Source organism: Candidatus Aquiluna sp. UB-MaderosW2red (assembly GCF_900100865.1).
Lineage (GTDB): Bacteria > Actinomycetota > Actinomycetes > Actinomycetales > Microbacteriaceae > Aquiluna.
This window is the reverse complement of sequence record NZ_LT627734.1, coordinates 626851-646772: the sequence shown is the minus strand read 5'-3', so window position 1 is coordinate 646772 and position 19922 is coordinate 626851. Positions and strand designations below refer to the sequence as shown.

Below are 19922 nucleotides of genomic sequence, written 5' to 3'. Positions count from 1 at the left end.
TCAAATGTATCCTGCTTGCCAGCTTGTGAAAACAGTTAATGAAACCCATCCCCAGCTAGCTGCAATCGCGCGAACCCAAAAATCTCATAAGTTTAGGTTGGGATGCTTTGATTTTCTCGAATCGCAGCCAGCACCAAATCTCGAATTTGAATCATCAAGACCTCTTGGTTTGACTCCACGTTCAGCCTCAATAACGGTTCAGTATTTGAAGAACGCACATTGAGCCAGAACCAGCTTTCTCCCGAGACGCTAATGGTGACGCCGTCAAATTTATCAATGCTGGCCTCGGGGAAAATTCTCAGCACGCGATCAAGAGCAGAGGGGATATCAGTGACTGTTGAGTTGATCTCCCCTGAAGAAAAATAGGGGGTATAACTTTTTGCGAGCTCTGACATTTCGAGTTTATTGCTCGCTAGCTCACTGATCAGGTGAAGCGCGGCCAGCATGCCGTTATCCGCACCGAAAAAATCGCGAAAGTAATAATGCGCCGAATGCTCGCCGCCAAACACCGCATTGGTTAGAGCCATTTGATCTTTTATTAGCGAGTGGCCAACTTTGGTTCGGATTGGTGTGGCGCCCTCTTTTGAAATCACTTCGGCCACGAACTTGGAGGTCAAAAGATTATGCAACACCGTTATCTCTTTTTCTCCCTGCTCCTTCACGCGGCGAATCTCCCGTTTTGAAACTATTGCTGCGAGCGCCGAGGGGCTCACAAGTCCCCCTAATTCGTCCACCGCAAAACAGCGATCTGCGTCGCCATCAAATGCCAAACCCAAATCAGCACCGTGCTCAACTACCGCCCTTTGAAGATCAACTAGGTTTTTTGGATCAAGCGGATTCGCTTCGTGATTTGGGAAACTGCCATCAAGTTCAAAATAAAGCTCCACCACCTCTATGGGTAAAGGGCTTAGTCCCGCGCCATCTGATAAAACCGCCGGCACCGTGAGTCCACCCATTCCATTTGCCGCATCCACCACAATCTTTAAAGGACGCATGCCAGATAGATCCACTAGCTCGCGAAGGAATTTCGCGTATTCGCTGATTACATCGAGTCCCCGCATTGAGCCAACTGGGGAAACCGCCGATATCCCATGCGCAAGAAAATCCTGCGCTCTTTGGGAAATCTCCGCCAACCCGGTATCCAAACTGATGCCCCTGGCCAAAGCGCGTGAAAACTTCATGCCGTTATAGCTGGCCGGGTTATGACTTGCTGTGAACATCACCGCAGCCAGCCCCATGGCTCCAGAGGCGTAGTAGGTCATGTCCGTTGAACACAGCCCAATCAAGACCGGGTTCGCACCCCTAGCCATTGCACCCTTTGCAAAGCTCTGGGCGAATCCACTCGAGGAGTCCCGCATGTCATGACCAATGACTAACTCTTTGCCGTAAAGCTCTAGTTCATCAACAAAGCCCGCGCCGAAGCATTCGATAATTTCGTCAGTCAGCTGAACCCCCACCAGCCCGCGAACATCGTAGGTCTTTACAAATTCGCTGAAGTTGATCAAATTGACTTGCTCCTTGGTCTTTGACTTTCAAAGAATACAATGACCCCATGGGGCAAAGGCGAATCAATCACCGAGACCGCCACGGGCGCGGTCTGAGGAGGCCTTTGCCAACCAAATTATTTAGCCACGGTATCGCCCGCTCGGGCTTTTTCGAGCAGGTCGTGATTGACACTTGCGAATACCTCACCCAAAGTTTTCCAGAAGAACTATCCGAACTCAGCTGGCGCATCGAAGATGTTCCACTAATTCGTGAGGGCGAAGGGGTTAGGCGTTACCAATCTAATAAGGGCTCCATGAGCATCGTGCTTTACAGAATCCCAATCGAGAGATTTGGCAAACATAAAATGCCGGATCCGAGAATGGAAATCGAGCATGCGGTAGTGAGTGCAGCGGCAGAGCTCATTGACAAAGATCCCTGGGAGTTGATCCACCCCGAGCACTAGCGAACCTCGATGATTAGCTCCGCACCTAGATTTCTATTCTCCCTAGGCTCGATGATTGCGTAACCAACGGTGTCCAAAAGCTCCAGGGCGGCATAGAAGTCTCCTCCTGACTGGAGCCGGATGGTCTCGGCGGAAACCTTTAAACTCACACCCGAATTAGCCGGCACGGCCACCGTTTGATACTCAGAATTTCCCCCCGATACCGATTCGACTGTGACTGAGACGACCTGACCCTGATCGTTGGCTAAGAACAGCCTGCTTTCAAAACTTGGCACCGGCAACACCAAAAGCCCACTGAACTTTTGCGCCGGGGTCGCCCAAGCAAAGTCCAGCACCGGCTCCAAAGCGGTGTTTCTAACCGCGGCCAAGAACTCAGTACTGGAATCCAAGAACAGCGTGAAGGATCCCTGTGGCAGGTTCAAGGATGTGCTGACAACTGCACCGCCGGGAACCACAACTGTGGTCTCCAATCCAGCCACGCCCTCGCCAACCGCAGTTACCAACACCCTGAGCTCGGCAGCTGCTGGATTAGCAATTATTAGTGTTGGCGATTCAAAGCCAACCGCATAGGTGGAAAGACCGGTGATGACATATTTGCTGGATAGCTCTGCCAGTGGCGATTGAAGTTCGATGCCTGTGGCCGTGAGACCCCGAGCCGAGCGATTTTGAAGCGCCAGAGAAACCTTCGGGCCATCGGTGTAATACCTGATGGCGTAATTAGGAGCAGCGTCGCTAAAAGCTGCCAAAGACAGCACGGCACTTTCATTGGCCGCTAGAGTCACTCGATGCTCCAAAACTCGCTCTGGAAGCTGGAACTCCAAATTCACTTGAGCCTCAGTTTGATTTGGATTTGCTAAAAGTAGAACCGACTCATTGCCAGAACCAGACACCCCGGTGACAAACCAACCAGAGCTTTGGGGCTGGGGGCAATTCGTGGCAGCCAGACCGATGGCTCGAGCTCTTGAAATTGACTGAACCTGATTGGCAGCTAATAGCCCGGTGGATTGCTCGAAGCCAGCGGACTCAATACTGCCGCCATTTATGACCTCAGCCTCGAGGCTCTGAAGTAAGTCAGCATTGGAGCTATGTCTAAAAATTTGAGCCTTACCAATTAGCTCTAGGCTCCCAAGCTCGGTGCCCTGCTCCCCGCCGACTTCAACCAAGGGACCCGGGCAATATATTTTTAGCGGGAGCGGCTCTACCGAGACTAACTCGGAGCTCGTCTCGGACTTCTCAACTTGGACACCCTCCAAAAACTGCGGCACAAATAACCAGGTTGTGACCATCAGGGCTGGGAAGACCAGAACTAGTAAAATTCTCATCGCGAGCTTCACGAAACGCTCCTCTTAGTTTTTTTGGATCCGATCACAGATGCCCTGGTTGGGATGGCCAATAACACAAAAGCCGCAATTAGACCGAGCTGGAGATTTCTTTGATTGTTGGGTTCAGTAACTTTGGCGGTGCTCAATTCGACCCCGGTGCTCCAAAGTGACCCGAAGGGTGTGTTGCCAGCCGGCTGAAAACTTGGAATGGCATTGATACCCGCCGCGACCGCCGCAAGTTCGACTGATTCCGCATCTGCCAATAACACAAAATTAATGCCGGCGGCCTCGACTAACCCACTAACACCATTGGCATTGCCCGCAACCAGCCTCGCCGTGAGCTCGGCGATGGTGGGTTGCAGTCTTTGATCCTCTGGCCTTAGAAAATCCATCAGCACGCTGCGCTCTTCAAGAGAGCGACCATCCCCCCAGACCAGCTCGGCCACTGCGCCTTTTTCGAAACTCAGCACCAAAGTTCGAACCGAATCAGATTGCTCGGCGGCAGCTACCACAAGTGCCGGCAGCTGCCTCGAATCCTTTACCTCAAAGCCGGAGCTGGCATTCACCAAAAGAGCTGCCGAGCCGATACTTCCAATCAGTGTGGCGCCGGCAATAACGCTTGTCAGAGCTCTGCCAGTTAGGTTCTCCAATAAGAGGCCGGTAGCCACGCTTAGACAAAGTGCCGAGAACCCCATAAGGGCCACTCCGGATGACGCTGGCTGGAGCCAACCCCCAGCAAAACTCAGTATTGCAAAACCAAAAATAGGAATTGCAATACTGAGCCTGGCAACCAAAAGTGAGCCAGCACCAAGTGCTAAAAAGGCAATCATCAGGTATGCAAAGTCTTGACTCATTGGTAAAGCGGCGGCCGTGCTGGTTGTGAAAAATAGCCAACCACTTTTACCTGTCACCAAAGCCCATGGCAAAATTAGGGCGATCCCCGGCAGTAATGCCCAAATCATAAATGCGGATTTCCGCCAGAACCGGATCCCCAGGCCAGCTATCAATAAGGCCAGCAGACCAAATAGTAGCGGTGAAGAAACTGCGGTGACGGCCAGTGCCAAACCTGCTAGCCCCACCCAGCGCCAACTTCTGGCTGAATTAATGGCCATCGAACTACGGATCAAGAAGAACGCGGCCCAAATCGCTGAATTCAAGGCTGTCAATTCAACAATCTGCCCTTCCAGCGCCAAGCCGAGAGCAAATGGACTCAGGCTAAAACCAAGCGCAATCAGGTTTCTGACCCAGATTTTAGAAATAAAGATGCTCGAGAGGAGCCAGAGGCCCAGGAAGCTAAAAGCCGGGGAAATAAAAATGACAATTGCCAATGCCACAGACGGATTGCTGGGCCAAATCCAAGAAATTAGGGACAAGTACCAATTAAACGGATCGCTTGGCAGCGCGACTCCAAAAAGGAAGGGCAGCTGGCTTATCCCCGTTGCTTCAAATACCGACAGGGCGCTCGAGCCAGGCGGTGCCAAGTTGTCGCTCACAATTGCGCCGACTGGAAATATCTTGAAGCTTGCCAGTATTGGGATCAGCGCAAGCCAGATTGAGTTGCTAGAAAAAATAGTGGCTCGGATTGCCCTTGGATCTCCCAGAGGCTCTTCTTGAAGCTTTTGGGCTCTTCGCCTTTTTTGCTGGGCTCGCGTGGCGTATAAAGAGCGCAGTGGCTTGGGGCTTCCCAGTTTGCGAAACTCGGCTCTTGCCGCAAAGCGCTTGGGCGCTGTCCCCCAGGCCCAAAACCAGCCCGAGAGTTGGCCAAGAATTCTTCCAGGACGCTTTGAAAGAAGGTGTTTAGGTATTGAGATCAAAGCGATGATGGGCATTAGAAGGTAAAGCGCTAATGCTGAAAGAGCGGGGAATGTCAAAGTGGCCATGTGGATGTGAGCCTTGGAGATGCCCTGAGCCCAAGTACCCCCCAGCCACTTCCTGGAGCGCCCAGAGCTCATTGAGAGGCCCGCGTGGCGAACTCGAGCGCGGGCCTCGACAATTACCCGAAAACCAGCAGCCCGCGCCTTGCCGCCGAATTCTAAATCTTGGGCAAAGACCGGAGTCTTATCATTAAGGCCGCCCAGTTTCTCCCAAGCCGACAGCGACACAAGCATTCCGGCCGTGGAGACGGCTAAGGTGTCGCCAGCCGCATCGTGTTGACCCTGGTCGTATTCTTTTTGCACTAGCAAAAAAGGCCTGCCGGTCCAAGTCAGAGTGAGGCCCATTTGTTGAATTTCAATTGGGTTTTCCCAATTCAGAAGTTTTGGTCCGATGACCGCTACCGAGGGCGATATCTCAGCGGCCTTGGCAAGTTGCGCTAAAGCATTTTCATCTGGGGCGGAGTCTTCGTGAAGCACCCATATCCAGCCGGGCTTTTGTGCAAGTGCCGCAATACCCGACTCAATAGCGGCTCCGAGCCTGAGATCTCCTGGTGTAATCACCGAATAATCGAACTTAGTTACAACATCCAGGGAAGTCTGGTCTGAGCTGGTCTCAACAACGACCACCTGCTCTATGAAGTGGGTCTGTTTACTGAGCTGACTCAGGGTTTCTAATAAGTAATCGGCCCGTTCGTGCGAGACGACAATGGCCGCTACTGAAAGCGCAGCCACGACTAACTAGGCGCGCTTGCGCAGTCGACGACGCTCGCGCTCGGAAAGCCCGCCCCAAATGCCAAAGCGCTCGTCATTTTTGAGCGCATACTCGAGGCACTCGGACTTCACATTGCACTGACCACATATCCGCTTGGCGTCCCTTGTGGATCCGCCCTTTTCAGGAAAGAAGGCCTCTGGATCGGTTTGCGAGCAAAGCGCATCGCCCTGCCAAGAAAGTGGATCCGAGCCCGAGTCTGAATTTGCCCCCGCAACCCCAAGCTTGAGGACATCCACAAACCAATTAGTCGGCACCTGACTTCGTTGTTCCATGCCTTATTCCCACCTTCTGGTAAATCTCAATGATGTAATTACAACGGTGTAAGTATGCCCTTGTCAAGTTGGGGTTTATCAATTTGGCACAATTTGTGAATAAACCTTCACGATAGCCTTGAGACATGAAACTTCTTATAACCGGCGGTGCGGGATACATCGGTTCCCACGTGGTTCGCGTTGCCACCCAAATGGGTCACGAATGCGTGGTTGTAGACAACCTGTCCACCGGGGTCGAATCACGCTTGAATTGCAAGCTGATTAATCTCGATTTGGCAACTCCAGATGCCACTACAAGGCTTGTCAAGATAATGAATGAAGAGCGTTTCGACGCCGTGATTCACCTGGCTGCTAGAAAGCAAGTCGGGGAATCGGTTCAGTTGCCAGAGCGCTATTACTTGGATAATCTCGGCGGCCTAGGGGCGCTTTTATTAGCCATGCGTGAGTCTGGCCTCAAGAAACTTGTTTTCTCCTCCTCAGCAGCCACCTACGGCATGCCGGATGTGGACTCCGTTACCGAGGATTACCCCGCCAAACCGATAAACCCATACGGTGAAACCAAGCTGGTTGGCGAATGGATGGTGAAAAATGCCAAGGTTTGGGGTCTGCGCGGAGTGAACCTAAGGTATTTCAATGTCGCCGGAGCGGGCTTTAAGGACCTTGGAGACAGCGCACCGCTGAATCTGATTCCGATCGCCATTCAAGCTCTCAAATTGGGCAATGCGCCCAAAGTCTTCGGTTCTGACTACCCAACCGATGACGGCAGTTGCGTCAGAGACTATGTTCACGTCTTGGATCTTGCCCAAGCTCACATCTCAGCAGTGGACTACCTGAGCCTTGATGAAAGACCTTTTGACACCTTCAATGTTGGAACCGGAGTCGGTGCCTCGGTATTCGAGGTGCTTAAAGAGCTAAAAATTGCCTCGGGAACTGATTTTAAAGAGGTTGTTGAACCGCGCCGGGCTGGAGATCCACCGAAGCTAGTGGCCAATGTAGACCGGATTCGAGAAGTGATGGGATTTGAGGCAACACACAACCTCAAGCAGATTGTGCAGTCGGCCTGGGACGCTAGTTAGGAATAATTAGGGTTTGCCCGACCCGAATGAAGTTCGGGTTATTTATGCCGTTCGCCTCCGCAAGTTTTGTTGAACTTACAGAAAACTTGCGAGCGATTCCCCAAAGCGAATCACCAGATTGCACCTGATAGGTGCGCTCAATTTCGACAACCGGTTCGGGGCTGGCAACTTGTTGAGCAGCGCTTGAGGTTCCAGCAGCGGTCGGTATCTTTAGAATTTGCCCAATCTGAATCAAGCGAGGATTGGAAATCGAATTGAAGCTTTGAATAGTCGAGGCTGAAACGCCAAACTTTGCGCCGATTCCGCTAAGCGTGTCCCCCGACAGAACTTTGTATTCAACGAACTCGGCTGTCTCAGCAGGCTCAACTGGTGCCTGAGTCGAGGAAGGCGTTGGTGACGGGACTGGGGTTGGTTTTGGAGTGGGTGTTGGACTCGGTGTTGGACTCGGTGTTGGACTCGGTGTTGGACTTGGTGTTGGGTTTACTACCTCGGGGATAGATCCCGCGAAACCAAATTCATCAAAGCCGCCGGTTGGCAGGTTCTCAAAAGACGCCAGCTGGACAGTGGCCGGGGCCCTGCCAGAAGTAGGAATTAGAGCCGCAAAGAAATTGGTTGCTGCAACATACCCTGGCCCGTCCCCACGAAGCTTTGCAAAGTGTGCCCAGCCAGAAATTTTCGATTTCTTACCATCCTCAATCAAAAAGAGGACTCCCCTATTGTCTCTAATGAACTGCCCAACCGCTCTTTCAGAGAGTTTCATTGCAGCACAGGTTGATAGTGCCAATGGGTATGGGGTTCCAGGGAATTGCTGCGCGCTGGCCGCGGAAATTGGATACAGCACACCTCGATCAAGCAAAAAGGTACTGCCGTCACACTGGACTTTAAAAGTATCAAGCTTCGCTCTGGTCTCAAGCCCTGCAATTACTGCCTTAGTGAAGTCAAGCGTCTTGGTTCCGATTGTGCTGATCGCTTGGGCTGAGTTTCGCAACGGTATTTTGCGATTCAGGTCATCGACTAAAAACAGCTGTGTGGTGCCGGTTGCTCGCACTACCGAGCCAGGTGCAATCGCTGTTCCAACATTGGGAACAGTGTTGATGGCGGAGCGCGGAACCTCGATTATGGAAGGCTGATTCAGTAGGTTCAAAAATCTATTGGTGACCTCTGTAGTGCCCGAGATGCGACGCTCACCGGATTGAATAAAATAAGAAAGCCGGTTTCCCTTAGAGCTAATCATCGCTGGCGAAGCCAGCGTGCCCTGCGAGGTTGGAATTGCAGCAAGCAAGGAATCCGGCAAGGACACGATGCTCTGGGTCCAGTTGGACGGATCAGCCACTGGCAATTTGCCGTTTTCGGTAAGCACAAAGGCATTATTACCGGAGTCCTTAACAAAACCCCGAATCGTATCTGGCTCGACACCCCCCGCAATTGCTTGGGCCGAGAGGGTTACTTTTGATTCTTGGAACCACTTGGAAAAACCAACATCTTGGACCAGACTTGCCACAAATCGATAGGACTTGCCACCAGCAGCGATTACCTTATCCTTGGTTCCGGTCAGACTAAACATCACTAGCTCGGAAGCAAGCGCGCTTCCAGGAACCAGGCTTGACACCTGCTCGATAACCATCTGAGTTGGGCTAATACCCGAAGCCCCAACCGAGCTCAGGGCAAGATCATCAACCACTACCCGGCTCTGTCCGTTCTCTATCCAATACTTGGTTCCGTTGGCGGTTTGCACCAATTGGGTCAAATTGCCGCCATTGACAAATATGTTTACCTGAGCCGAGCTGAGCTCAATGGCGCTATTGCAATCCACACCAAACTGAGCCGCCATTTCGCAATTTGGAACCGCGTAGCGAATGCCATCCACAAGTAAATGAAGTGCACCGGTGTCCTTGAGTTTTATGATCTGGGTGGCATCTCCCTCGGTGGTAAAGCTATCCAAATAACCTTGAGACACCTCACCCAATGGGCCCAAGGGCCGCAACGCGGCGATCAACCTTGAGTCTGATACTCGGTACTTTTTGTCATCGACAATCAAATACGAGTCACTGCCGGCTGCCTTGATTAGGTAACCACCGGCAATCGGCGAGCCAAACCAATCGTGGAAAAAGCGCCAGAAGTTTCGGTTTCCATAAGCCGAACAGGAGTCGCCGCGACCGTAAAGATTGTTCATCGCGGCGTCATTTGGTGTGTAGGGGGTGTAGTAATAAAGATTTGCGGTAGCTTGACTGCGAAGCTCGAATGACTTTGTGCCGCAAGAAGACTTGGGATTAAAGCGCATCGCTACTGTGCGGCCTGGCTTCCAATATGTGAACGAGCCATCCGGATTGCCATACCAAGCAAACTGGCGGGCAGCTCGATATAACTGGTTGAATAAACCGACAAAAACCTTGCCACAAATTGCGGGATCGGAGTCCGGGCAACCAAAACCCATGGCCGCTCGATACATATAAGAAGTCGGTTTGGTTGAAGAAACCAGACCCTGCTCCTTTTGAAGAGTTACCAAAAGAACTTTGGGGCTAATTCCACAAGCATTGGATATCGCGAAAATAATCTCAGCCGCTGTCGCGTTTGTCTTGGCTGGAATCGCGGAGCAGGGTCCAGTCTGAGATGCGGCGGTTGCCGGAGTCTCCGGAATCTCCGAAAGATAATCCTTCAAACAATTCAAGGCTGCATCGGTTGCACGGCAGTTCGCCACTCTACTGTCCAAAAAGTCCTGGATCTGGGGCAGAGTCATGGAATCTGAATCAAAAAATACGCTGTCGCTGATTATCAAACCAGGGTCAAATGCGCTGATGTTTGGGGCGGCAACCGAAACTGGAGCCGAAACCGGCAAGGCCACTAAACCAACCGCCGCCATAAAGGACGCAGTGAATAATCCAAGAGCTCTTCTGAACACCTAGGGAATCACCACCGATTGATTTTTGGAGGTTCCAAAGTGGAAGTCAGAACTGTAGGAGACGCTCACAACTGCCGTGCCCTTCGGCAGGCCGGTTAGCGGCAGCTCGATTGGAAAACACTGGGTGTAATCGCTTGAGGGCTCGGCCTTTACTTCCATCGTCTTTTCTACCGAGCCGCTAATCAGGCGCAACGTACAAGTGCCCCCCGATTCACTCAGGCTCGGAAGCTGCGCTACGACAGTCAGAACCCCAAGGTCCGGCTCCGGCACCGCCATGATGATTTCTACGGAAGTCTCCTTGCGAATAATTGCAGGAGATTCGGCAGCTGAAGCGCTAGGTTCAGCCGAAGCGCTCTGTTCCGGTTCTTGGTTTGGCGCAGGAGATTCCGTGGGCTCAGCGCTTTGTGTTTGCGTGGTTTCGTCATCCTGAGGCAATGAGGTGGCTCCGGCGTTCGGGTAGAAAATACTGCAGCTGGATAGCGCAAGCGTGCCTACCGCTAAGAGCGCTATTAAAACGAATCTAGGCATGCTTGACCTCCTGCCACCTTCAACCTTAGGTTTAGATTCTCAAAAAACCCTGATGGTTTGGGCGTTTTGGATATTTGGGGCTTAGCTCAAGCGAGCTTTCAGGCTCCGATTTTTTTGTTCAACTGATAATTTCAGGTCCTCGCGGTACTGATCCATTTTGCTTCGGATCACCAAATCCGACACCCCGAGCATTCGAATCGCTAGCAGAGCTGCGTTTTTAGCACCGTCTATCGAGACCGTAGCCACCGGCACACCAGCTGGCATCTGAACAATAGACAGCAGCGAATCCATGCCGTCTAGGTGGCTCAGGGACACTGGAACTCCAATAACAGGCAGCGATGTTGCAGAAGCAATCATCCCTGGCAGGTGAGCCGCCCCGCCAGCTCCAGCAATCACAATCGAGAACCCATTCTCTGAAGCATTTTTGGCCCAGTTCAGCATGGTTTCTGGCGTGCGATGGGCACTTAGGACCTCAACCTCCACCTCGATGCCAAAGCTCTTAAGTTCAAGATGCGCTGCTTCTAAGATCCGCCAATCCGAATCTGAGCCCATCACAATCGCGACTTTTGACATGTCAACCCTTTCGCCTCTAATAAAAACTACTCGGCTCGGTATAAAACTTCGCGAGCCGCAAGCCCAAGTCGCTGAATTTCTGAGGCATTTTCACCAAGAACTGTGAGGTGGCCCATCTTGCGGCCCAATCTTGGAGTCTTTTGGTAACTGTGAAATTTCACCTCTGGGAACTCCTTCATTGCACTTGGGTAGTGGTCAACAAAGTTATTAGTCTGATTTACACCGAGCAGATTCACCATCACAGCATGAGGTGCAAGCGAATGAGTTTCGCCCAGTGGCAAATCTAGAACAGACCGAAGATGCTGTTCAAATTGCGATGTTAAGCTGCCCTCAATTGAAAAGTGGCCCGAGTTGTGCGGCCGCATTGCCAGCTCGTTAATCAATAACCTGCCATCTTTTGCAACAAACATTTCCACAGCCAGTACCCCAATGACACTGAGGCTCTGACTCACAATTCGAGCTATCTCTTCGGCCTGAATCGAATCGAATTCTTTGGGAGCTGGGCAAATGACAACCGAACAGACCGAATGCTCCTGAATTGTCTGCACCAGAGGCCAAGCGCGGAATTCTCCCGAGGGGTTTCTGGCACTCAACTGGGCAACCTCAGCAATAAATTCAACTTTTTCTTCTGCTAGCAGCACCCCACCGAATTGCGCGATGTTTTCCAGCCAATCAGACACCTGGTCTACGGACTCAACAACTCGGACCCCCTTGCCGTCATAACCCCCAATCGGAGTTTTCACAATAATTTCTGGGCCAAAATCTGAGATAAAGCTTTCCAAATCGGCTGCGCTAGTGACACTCGCCCAGTGCGGCATCGGCAAACCGAGCTCGGTTAGCCGCTCGCGCATCACCAACTTATTTTGAGCGTGAATCAAAGCCCTGGAGCCCGGCCTAACTTTTACCCCGAGTTCTTCTAGTCTCTCTAATAATGCGGTTGGCACGTGTTCGTGATCAAAGGTCAGAGCATCCAAACCCTGGCAAAAATCTTTCAGTCGATCAAAATCTAGATAGTCACCTATTTCGGTGGTGGCACTTTTTGCAGGCGAATCGCTTTCTTCCGAAAACACTCTTAGCTCCACCCCGAGAGCAATTGCTGCCGGGTGCATCATGCGAGCGAGCTGGCCGCCGCCTATTACTCCAACAACTGGCATCTGAACCCCTTTTTTCTCGCTCTAGTTTCGCAGATGCCAGACGTCGGCGGCAGCCACTGAAATTGCAATACCTTCATCGGATTCAAGAACTAATTGACCCAACTCATCGATGTCGATTGCTCGGCCGAGTATTTCTTGGCCATTGGGCATTTGTGCCCGCACCCTTTGGCCAAGACTCAGACAAACCTCCAGTAGCTCATTGCGGGTTTTTAGAATCGCGAGCTGAGGCGACTGAACAAAAATGGCATAGCGCACCCGAAACTGAGCGAGAAAAGCCGCCAGCACCTCATCAAAGTTTGCGGATATTCCCAGCTCTTCTAGAGAAATAGACGTATCTGGCGCTCCAAGTTGTTTTTTTAGATTTATCCCAACCCCGAGTATTAATGATCCATCGGGTTGAATCTGGGCCAATATCCCGCTGACTTTTTTTTCCAGCACCAACACGTCATTCGGCCACTTAACACCCGAAGCAATTTTCGAATCAAAGGACTTTATTGCCGCATCGAGGCTCACAGCAGCCATCAAAGTCAGAAAACCAAGCTGTGATATTTGCGCGCCAGAGCGCAGCAAAAGCGATAGTGATATTGAAGTTTCTGGCTCCGAAACCCAGGAGCGGCCGAGCCGGCCTTGGCCCCCGGTTTGCGAGCCAGCAACCAGCGCTGAGAAGTTTGGAAGTGGTTCAATTTGCTGCACACGAGCAAGCTCGAGATTCGTCGAATCCGTGCTCGGTAAATAGCGCATCCAATTGACCAACTGTTGCGATTTATTGAGTTCCACAACCAAACAATATCGCAGCAGGGTATTTTGTAGGTAATAAACATTGAAATAAGCATTTGCTTGTGGTCAATGCTCAAACTTTGGCAGCAGCTACCCCGATAGGGTAGGCGGATGAGGAGTTACCGTGTCTGATACCCCCGATCTTTCTACAACTAAATCCAAGCTAGCCGATCTCAAAAAGCGCTACCACGAGGCGGTGACCGCTTCCGGAGATGCCGCAATCGAAAAGCAGCACTCCAAAGGCAAGAACACCGCCCGCGAGCGCATCGCAATGCTGACCGACCCCGGCTCTTTTGTGGAACTCGATGAATACGTCAGGCACCGCTCCACTTCTTTTGGCATGGATGCCAAAAGACCCTATGGAGATTCGGTTGTTACCGGAATTGCAACAATTCACGGCCGACAAATAGCTCTCTTTTCTCAGGACTTCACGATCTTTGGCGGCTCTCTCGGTGAGGCCGCTGGCAACAAGATAATCAAAGTGATGGAACTGGCCATCAAAACCGGCGTGCCACTCATCGGCATCTTGGACTCGGGCGGAGCCCGCATCCAAGAGGGTGTTGTGGCTCTGGGCAAGTACGGTGAGATTTTCAAACTTAACACCATGGCCTCGGGAGTTATCCCACAAATCTCGATCATCATGGGTCCGGCTGCCGGAGGTGCTGTTTACTCCCCCGCTCTCACCGACTTTGTGATCATGGTTGATAAAACCTCCAATATGTTCGTAACTGGACCCGATGTGATCAAGGCCGTAACCGGCGAAAATGTTGGCATGGAGGAACTTGGCGGAGCCAGGACTCACAACGAAACTTCTGGAGTGGCACACTATCTGGCCGAAGATGAGACTGATGCGATTGATTACGTGAAGTCTCTGATTGGCTTTTTACCGCAAAATAACCTCTCCGAGTCGGTCACCTACCAGGCCGAGAGCGAGCTCGAAATCACCGAGAATGATCAAAAGCTGAACCACATCATTCCCGACAGCCCGAATCAGCCCTACGACATGCGTGCAATCATCACCGAGCTTGTAGACGAGGGCGAATTCCTAGAAATTCAGCCTCTTTTTGCTCCCAATATTTTGATTGGTTTCGCCAGAATCGACGGGCAGTCAGTTGGCATCGTGGCAAACCAGCCGCTGCAAATGGCTGGCACTCTAAACATCTCGGCCGGCGAGAAAGCCGCCCGCTTTGTCAGGTTTTGTGACGCATTCTCAATCCCGATCATCACATTGGTAGATGTCCCCGGCTACCTACCCGGCACCGATCAAGAGTGGGCCGGAGTGATTCGCCGCGGGGCTAAGTTGCTCTATGCCTACGCCGAGGCCACGGTGCCGCTCATAACGGTGATCACACGCAAGGCCTATGGCGGAGCCTACATAGTCATGGGCTCCAAGCAACTCGGGGCCGATATCAACCTGGCCTGGCCCACTGCAGAGATTGCAGTCATGGGAGGCCAAGGTGCGATCAACATTCTTTACCGCGACAAAATTAAAGAGGCCGAGGCCAACGGCGAGGATGTTGCCAGAGTTCGAGACCGGCTTGCCAAGGAATACACCTACAACGTTGCCTCACCATTTTTGGCCGCCGAACGGGGCGAGCTCGATGGCATCATTGAGCCGGCTGCAACAAGAACTGCCATTATTCGCTCGCTGCGAGCGCTAAAAACTAAGCGAGCTAACCTGCCGGCCAAAAAGCACGGAAACATTCCTCTCTAATGCAGCAATTCAAGGCCCACGAGATTACCGAGCTACTGAGTGTGTCGCCAGCGGATGAATTCGAACAAGCCGCCGCGCTAGCGGTTGTTACCGCCGCGATTCAAGAATCGCGCCGCCTGGGACGCATAGCGCTGGGGAAACCAAAAACTACCTGGCACAAAAACCCCGCGATGCTAAGAAGTTCTTTGCACCCGAGCTGGAGCTATTCTCCAAGATCCAGCGACTAGTGTCCCCCAAATAGGTTAGTAACAAATCATTAACGACTGCCAAAGATTCACCCTGGTGCGCTTGACTGGACGTGGTTCCTCTAAGCAACAAGGGTGCTTCGAACCAATTCGGGGCTTTGGGTGGGGCGGGATTCTTCTCGCCCCCATCGCCCGGCAGAACTAAAGCCTGAGAAATAAATCCGGCTTCTCGGCTTCTTTTCTAAGGGCTGCCATCGTAAGCCGCCAATCTTGACCGGCAACCGCCCGAATCACAACTTTCCCGCTTTTGATGAGTGATAGCTCCCGCACAACCCGATCAATCAGCTCGGCTTTTTCGGCTTCTGAGATATCTAGAAAGCCACCGTCGTCCAAGAGCTGAACCTCAACCCCACGAGCTCGAGCTTTGCGCACCTCCAAAACCAGCTCCTCGGTGACCATCGACCTACCGCGAATTTGGTCGCGAAGGGCCGCCTCGGTGAGTCTTGCATCGGTTTGCTCCGCCTCTGAAAGATTCCCTTGCTTGGCGATAATTCTTTCTAATAGAGGCTGCGCATCATCCAGTGCTTTGCTTACTCTTAGCTTTCGCTCCGCTCTCGCGGCAGAGCTCGCATAAGTAGCCTCCGAGGTTGCAATAGCCTGCTCCCGATACTGCCTGGCCGCTAAAGCTGAGGCCCTTAGGCCCGAAGCTGCCGCCTGGGAGGCTGCCACTAAAAAGAGCGCTCCGATAACGCCGGAGTTGAAAATAATGTCCAGACCACCCCAAACCAAAACCTGGAGAATCACAAACCCTAATCCAACCCAAGCTATGAGGCGCTGTTGGCGAATTGCAGTGATTGCCATCAGGGTTCCGATTGCTGCCACGTGCCAGGTGTTAAAACCAGCTATCGCTTCAGGGTCAAGCGCAACTGACATCAACAGCGGCACAAAGATGGCGGCCGCCAGATTAGTGAGGGCGGACCCTAAGCGCAAACTAAATCCCGGGCCTTGCAGTAAAGAATTGACCAGGGCAAAAACATATATGCCGATCGCAACTGCTGCGAACCCCGGATGCTCGTATTTTGGAAGATTAATTAATCCCAGAGTGGCATGGTAAAGCCCGAACCCTAAAGCAAGAATAATCGCTGAAATTCTCGGAATCCGAATCATGCCGACCACCGAAGCTGGATGGTTGTGCCATTGGTCGGAGAGGACTCGATGACGACCTTCCCGTTCACAGATTCAAGGCGGCCGATAATCGAATTTCGGATTCCAAGGCGGTCTTTTGGAACCTTATCTACTCGAAACCCCACACCGTTATCAATAACTTGCACGTATAGGCCATTTGGCGCGGGAGAGTCTAAAATCAGTCTTATTTTGCTCGAACGAGAGTGGCGATTGGCATTATCAATGGCTTGCAGGGTCGCCTCGGTAATCGATTGAGCCACCTGCGGGGGGATTTCCTCGGTGCCACCAGAGAGTATCGAGATTTCGATCCCGGGCGATAATCCAATTGCAGCTCGCTTCAGCGCGCGGAAGAGACCGAGGGGATTAAATCCCGCGGTGTCGTTGGTGCCTTCTTTTGTTGCGGTAAGGGTAGCAATCGCGTCTTTTGCCTGCTTCACAACACTTTGCATATCGACGGCGGTTTGAGCGTTAGCTGCCAGCAGAAGTGTCGAGAGCACCTTGTCGTGCACAAGAGCATCAATTCTTTGTCGCTCGTGCTCAACGGCATCGGTTTTAGCTTGCTGCAGAGTGGATTCAATTGCCTCACTATTTGCATCATCCGAAGCCTGTGCCCCTTCTCGAATCAGAAAAATTAGACCCGCGATGGCTCCCGCGGAAAAAAAGAGGTATGCCGAATCCTGCATACTCTCTAGCCCTGGAGATCCGCCTCCAAATTGTGAGGAATCGACGATAAACCAAAGAGTCGCGTTGACTGTTATGTAAAAAAGCGTGATCAGGGGTTTCGCACCAATGGCCACCGCGACCGCCGAAATTCCAATTGCCCACCACATCCAGGGCTGAAAATCAACCGGTAGTGCTGCCGGGTCCTTTACCACCAAGGGCCAAAGCGCAAGCAACAACAGCGACAAGACCCCGTAGCCAAGAAACCAAAAGTTGCTGCCCCGACCGAGCCAGCTGGCAGATACAAGAACGAGCTGACCCAGAAGAAGTACTCCCAGGAAGACCCAAGAAAGATTGTTCAGAAGAAGCGCCTGGCTTATCGCATTAGCCACCACCTCGATTGCGGATAACAGAAGAACTACAGAAAAATAACGCCGCAAAAGCAATTCGAGCTTGATGGTCGCAGCCGAGGTCAGCTGTGAAGAGGGCACTACAGCAGTTCTCCCGTGAGGATTCCGTCTTCTACGGCTCGCTTAAATAAATCGACTTTGGTGCCGGCCTCGCGGCCGAGCTTGGCATATTTCACACGGACTCGATCAATGTGCTCTTTTGCAGAGCTCCGTTTAATTTTTAGCTCAAAAGCTACCTGCTTGAGACTCATCCCCGAGGCGTAAAGCGATAGCACCTCGCGCTCACGATTTGAAAGATTGGCATCTCTTAGAAATAAGGTGTCAGCATCAATCATTGCCGTGGTCTCAGAGTTATTGATAATGACGCCTTTGGCCGAGAGTCGAATCGCCTCTGCCAGGTCTGCCATGGGTTGGGATTTAGGCACGATAGCCACCGCGCCAGCCCGAAGGGCCGCGCGCATCAGTGATGCCCTATCGGCGATGGAGAAAATCAGAACAGCAGGTCCCACCGCCACAAGCCGCTCAACGTTGTCTTTCACCAGCGAACCATCTGCCAAAGACAAGTCACAGATCACGACCTCGCAATCCTTATCGGCTATCTGCTCTAGGAGCTCAGTGACCGTGGCTGCTGAGCCCAAAAGATCAAAACCGAATTGGTCACAGGTCCCTGCAAACCCTAGGCGCACCGCTTCGTGGTCATCGACTATCGCTACTCTGACTCGCTCCATGAAATCCAAGATTAGCTTCGCGAAAGCGTTGCCACACACTCGAAATGGTGAGTGTGCGGGAAAATGTCAAAGGCCTTAAGCCCCCTAAGTCGGTAGCCGGCGGCGATCAACTGCTTAAGATCGCGAGCCAGTGCCACCGGGTCGCATGCCACGTAAATTATGTTTTTTGGACCAACCGCGGTTAGTGCGTCAATCACCTTGCTGGCTGCCCCGGAGCGAGGTGGGTCCAAAACCACAGTGTCATATGCAACATCGGTTTGAGTGCGCAAAAAGCGCAACACGTCGGATTTCACGAACTTTAGATTATTTAGATCCTTGGTGGAGCGCTCTCCATCCAAGACGCCAATCTTGCTGGATTCCACTGCGGTTATCTGCAGCGAGTCGAACGCCACCGATAATGTCGCGCTAAAAAGACCCGCTCCGGCATAAAGATCTAGGTGCTTCTTGCTTGGGTCAAGCCCTAAGTCCTTGGCGGCTTGAGTGACAGTTGCCACCAAGAGCTCAGGCGCGTCCTTGTGAACTTGCCAGAAGCCTCCGGTAGAGAGCCTGAATGTTCTCCCGGCAACCCTCTCTAGTAGCTTCTCGGACCCGTTTACCTTGCTGTCCACCATCCACTGCAAATCACCAACGCTCGAGGAGGAGATTGAAATCTTTTTGACCCCGGACCAGTTTTTGAGATGGAGGCCCAGCTGCTCAATTTCTTCAACCGCTAAGGGCAAGTCCTTTGCAAAAATCACGTCATTCGTTCTCGACATCACCGGGCCCGCCAAACCTGATGCATCAACGTTTAGTTGCACTCTTGTGCGGTAATTTAGGCCATCGGTTTCACCTGGTACAGGCATTACCTCGGTGGGAAGCTCAATCCCCGCCATGCGCTCTAGGGCTTCGGCCAGCACCTTCCCCTTTAGTTCTCGCTGATAGGAAAGATTGATGTGGCCGAACTCAGCCCCACCTGCCCCCTGGCGCGCAGCTTTCCAAAAGTGCACCCTGCGGTGCTCGGAGCCCTCAACCACCTCTACCACCCTGGCTCGCATGTAGCGACCGGAGTCTTCATAGACCTCGGCCTTGACTACTTCACCATCAATGGCTCCGGTGACAAACACCGCTTTGCCCTCATGGCGAGCGATAAATATGCCACCGTGGGCAACTTTTTCAATCTTCAATTCAATAATCACGTTCAAAGTGTTCCACAGCTAACCTTGGAATGTGACCAAATTAATACTTGCCTCCACCTCGCCCGCCCGCAAAAAGCTGATGTTAGAGGCAGGGTTGAACTTTCAGACCACGTCTCCAGGGGTGGATGAGGATGCCCTGGTGTTCCAAATGAACCCCTCGACACCAGAGGATCTGACCCAATTATTGGCCACCGCCAAGGCGCGGGCAGTTGCAAAAGACCACCCCGAGTCTTTAGTGATTGGGTGTGACTCAGCGCTTTGGTTTGATGGTGAAATTTTAGGAAAGCCCTTAGAAAGTGCCGTTGCAATTGCGCGTTGGAAAAAAATGAGCGGCCAATCAGGGGAGCTGTTCTCAGGTCACTGTGTAATCGACACCAAAACAAGTCAGGTTTCTCAAAGAGTGACTTCGACAAAAGTGTTTTTTGCCGAATTGACCGATCAGCAAATTGAGCGTTATGTGAGCACTAACGAACCACTTGAGGTGGCAGGGGCTTTCACTATCGACGGGATGGGCGGAGCATTTATCGAGCGGATCGAGGGCGACTACCACACCGTGGTTGGCTTATCGCTGGTGGCACTCAGGAAAATGATTGAGGAACTTGGCCATAATTACCAGGATTTCTGGAGGTAATCAACCGCGAAAAGGCGGTTTTTTTGTAGCTGACTTATA

Annotated in this window: 18 protein-coding genes; 5 read left to right on the top strand and 13 right to left on the bottom strand. The window is 52.1% G+C overall.

The genetic code is table 11. The annotated features are described in order from the left end of the window. Positions 1-92: 92 nt before the first annotated feature. Positions 93-1505, bottom strand: coding sequence for a phosphomannomutase/phosphoglucomutase (locus tag BLP47_RS03320; RefSeq protein ID WP_091850354.1), 1413 nt, complete (start codon positions 1503-1505; stop codon positions 93-95). Between the two features lie 104 nt (positions 1506-1609). On the opposite strand from BLP47_RS03320, the gene BLP47_RS03315 reads away from it, so the two are divergent. Then, a complete protein-coding gene (locus tag BLP47_RS03315; RefSeq protein ID WP_157671443.1) occupies positions 1610-1948 on the top strand; it encodes a metallopeptidase family protein in 339 nt (112 codons plus the stop codon). Here the strand turns inward: BLP47_RS03315 and BLP47_RS03310 are convergent. From BLP47_RS03310 to BLP47_RS03300, 3 genes are read right to left on the bottom strand one after another with little or no spacing between them, the layout of a single operon-like run. Beyond that, on the bottom strand, positions 1945-3282 hold the full coding sequence (locus BLP47_RS03310) for a DUF5719 family protein (RefSeq protein WP_091850350.1): 1338 nt from the start codon (positions 3280-3282) through the stop codon (positions 1945-1947). The two genes, BLP47_RS03315 and BLP47_RS03310, sit on opposite strands and share 4 nt — an antisense overlap. Further along, positions 3279-5876: a glycosyltransferase family 2 protein gene (locus tag BLP47_RS03305; RefSeq protein ID WP_091850348.1), complete on the bottom strand. Its 2598-nt coding sequence runs from the start codon at positions 5874-5876 to the stop codon at positions 3279-3281. The genes BLP47_RS03310 and BLP47_RS03305 overlap by 4 nt, the downstream gene beginning before the upstream one ends. 6 nt (positions 5877-5882) lie before the next feature. Further along, the gene (locus BLP47_RS03300; RefSeq protein WP_091850346.1) at positions 5883-6188 is read right to left on the bottom strand and encodes a WhiB family transcriptional regulator; all 306 of its coding nucleotides are present in this window, start codon (positions 6186-6188) and stop codon (positions 5883-5885) included. Between the two features lie 125 nt (positions 6189-6313). Here BLP47_RS03300 and galE point away from each other — a divergent pair, with 125 nt between their 5' ends. Continuing rightward, the gene (galE, locus tag BLP47_RS03295) at positions 6314-7264 is read left to right on the top strand and encodes a UDP-glucose 4-epimerase GalE (RefSeq protein ID WP_091850344.1); all 951 of its coding nucleotides are present in this window, start codon (positions 6314-6316) and stop codon (positions 7262-7264) included. On the opposite strand, the gene BLP47_RS03290 is transcribed toward galE, so the two are convergent. The 5 genes from BLP47_RS03290 to BLP47_RS03270 form a co-directional block, all read right to left on the bottom strand. After that, positions 7257-10163 (bottom strand): LysM domain-containing protein, encoded by a 2907-nt coding sequence (locus tag BLP47_RS03290; protein WP_091850342.1) that lies wholly within the window; start codon positions 10161-10163, stop codon positions 7257-7259. The genes galE and BLP47_RS03290 overlap by 8 nt on opposite strands. Further along, a complete protein-coding gene (locus tag BLP47_RS03285; RefSeq protein WP_091850340.1) occupies positions 10164-10691 on the bottom strand; it encodes a hypothetical protein in 528 nt (175 codons plus the stop codon). An 81-nt stretch (positions 10692-10772) separates the two neighbouring features. Beyond that, positions 10773-11264: a 5-(carboxyamino)imidazole ribonucleotide mutase gene (purE, locus tag BLP47_RS03280; protein WP_091850337.1), complete on the bottom strand. Its 492-nt coding sequence runs from the start codon at positions 11262-11264 to the stop codon at positions 10773-10775. 26 nt (positions 11265-11290) lie between these two features. Beyond that, a complete protein-coding gene (locus tag BLP47_RS03275; protein ID WP_091850335.1) occupies positions 11291-12418 on the bottom strand; it encodes a 5-(carboxyamino)imidazole ribonucleotide synthase in 1128 nt (375 codons plus the stop codon). A gap of 21 nt (positions 12419-12439) precedes the next feature. Next, complete coding sequence (locus tag BLP47_RS03270) at positions 12440-13195, bottom strand: biotin--[acetyl-CoA-carboxylase] ligase (protein WP_157671441.1); 756 nt, start codon at positions 13193-13195, stop codon at positions 12440-12442. Positions 13196-13319: 124 nt separating this feature from the next. On the opposite strand from BLP47_RS03270, the gene BLP47_RS03265 reads away from it, so the two are divergent. Both BLP47_RS03265 and BLP47_RS03260 read left to right on the top strand, forming a co-directional pair. After that, entirely contained in the window at positions 13320-14909 is a 1590-nt protein-coding gene (locus tag BLP47_RS03265) for an acyl-CoA carboxylase subunit beta (protein ID WP_091850331.1), read from the top strand. Beyond that, complete coding sequence (locus BLP47_RS03260) at positions 14909-15136, top strand: hypothetical protein (protein WP_091850329.1); 228 nt, start codon at positions 14909-14911, stop codon at positions 15134-15136. The genes BLP47_RS03265 and BLP47_RS03260 overlap by 1 nt, the downstream gene beginning before the upstream one ends. A gap of 159 nt (positions 15137-15295) precedes the next feature. Here the strand turns inward: BLP47_RS03260 and BLP47_RS03255 are convergent, their stop codons facing one another. The 4 genes from BLP47_RS03255 to BLP47_RS03240 are packed head-to-tail and all read right to left on the bottom strand — an operon-like array spanning position 15296 to position 19252. Beyond that, positions 15296-16261 carry a hypothetical protein gene (locus tag BLP47_RS03255; protein WP_091850327.1) on the bottom strand — a complete coding sequence of 322 codons (966 nt, stop codon included), beginning with the start codon at positions 16259-16261 and terminating at the stop codon, positions 15296-15298. After that, positions 16258-17430 carry a sensor histidine kinase gene (locus BLP47_RS03250; RefSeq protein WP_091850325.1) on the bottom strand — a complete coding sequence of 391 codons (1173 nt, stop codon included), beginning with the start codon at positions 17428-17430 and terminating at the stop codon, positions 16258-16260. The genes BLP47_RS03255 and BLP47_RS03250 overlap by 4 nt, the downstream gene beginning before the upstream one ends. Next, on the bottom strand, positions 17430-18077 hold the full coding sequence (locus BLP47_RS03245) for a response regulator transcription factor (protein ID WP_091852872.1): 648 nt from the start codon (positions 18075-18077) through the stop codon (positions 17430-17432). Before BLP47_RS03245 ends, BLP47_RS03250 begins: the two co-directional genes overlap by 1 nt. Positions 18078-18088: 11 nt before the next feature. Beyond that, entirely contained in the window at positions 18089-19252 is a 1164-nt protein-coding gene (locus BLP47_RS03240) for a class I SAM-dependent RNA methyltransferase (RefSeq protein ID WP_157671439.1), read from the bottom strand. 31 nt (positions 19253-19283) lie between these two features. On the opposite strand from BLP47_RS03240, the gene BLP47_RS03235 reads away from it, so the two are divergent. After that, positions 19284-19883, top strand: a complete 600-nt coding sequence (locus BLP47_RS03235) for a nucleoside triphosphate pyrophosphatase (protein WP_091850321.1) — start codon at positions 19284-19286, stop codon at positions 19881-19883. The last annotated feature ends 39 nt before the right edge of the window (positions 19884-19922 follow it).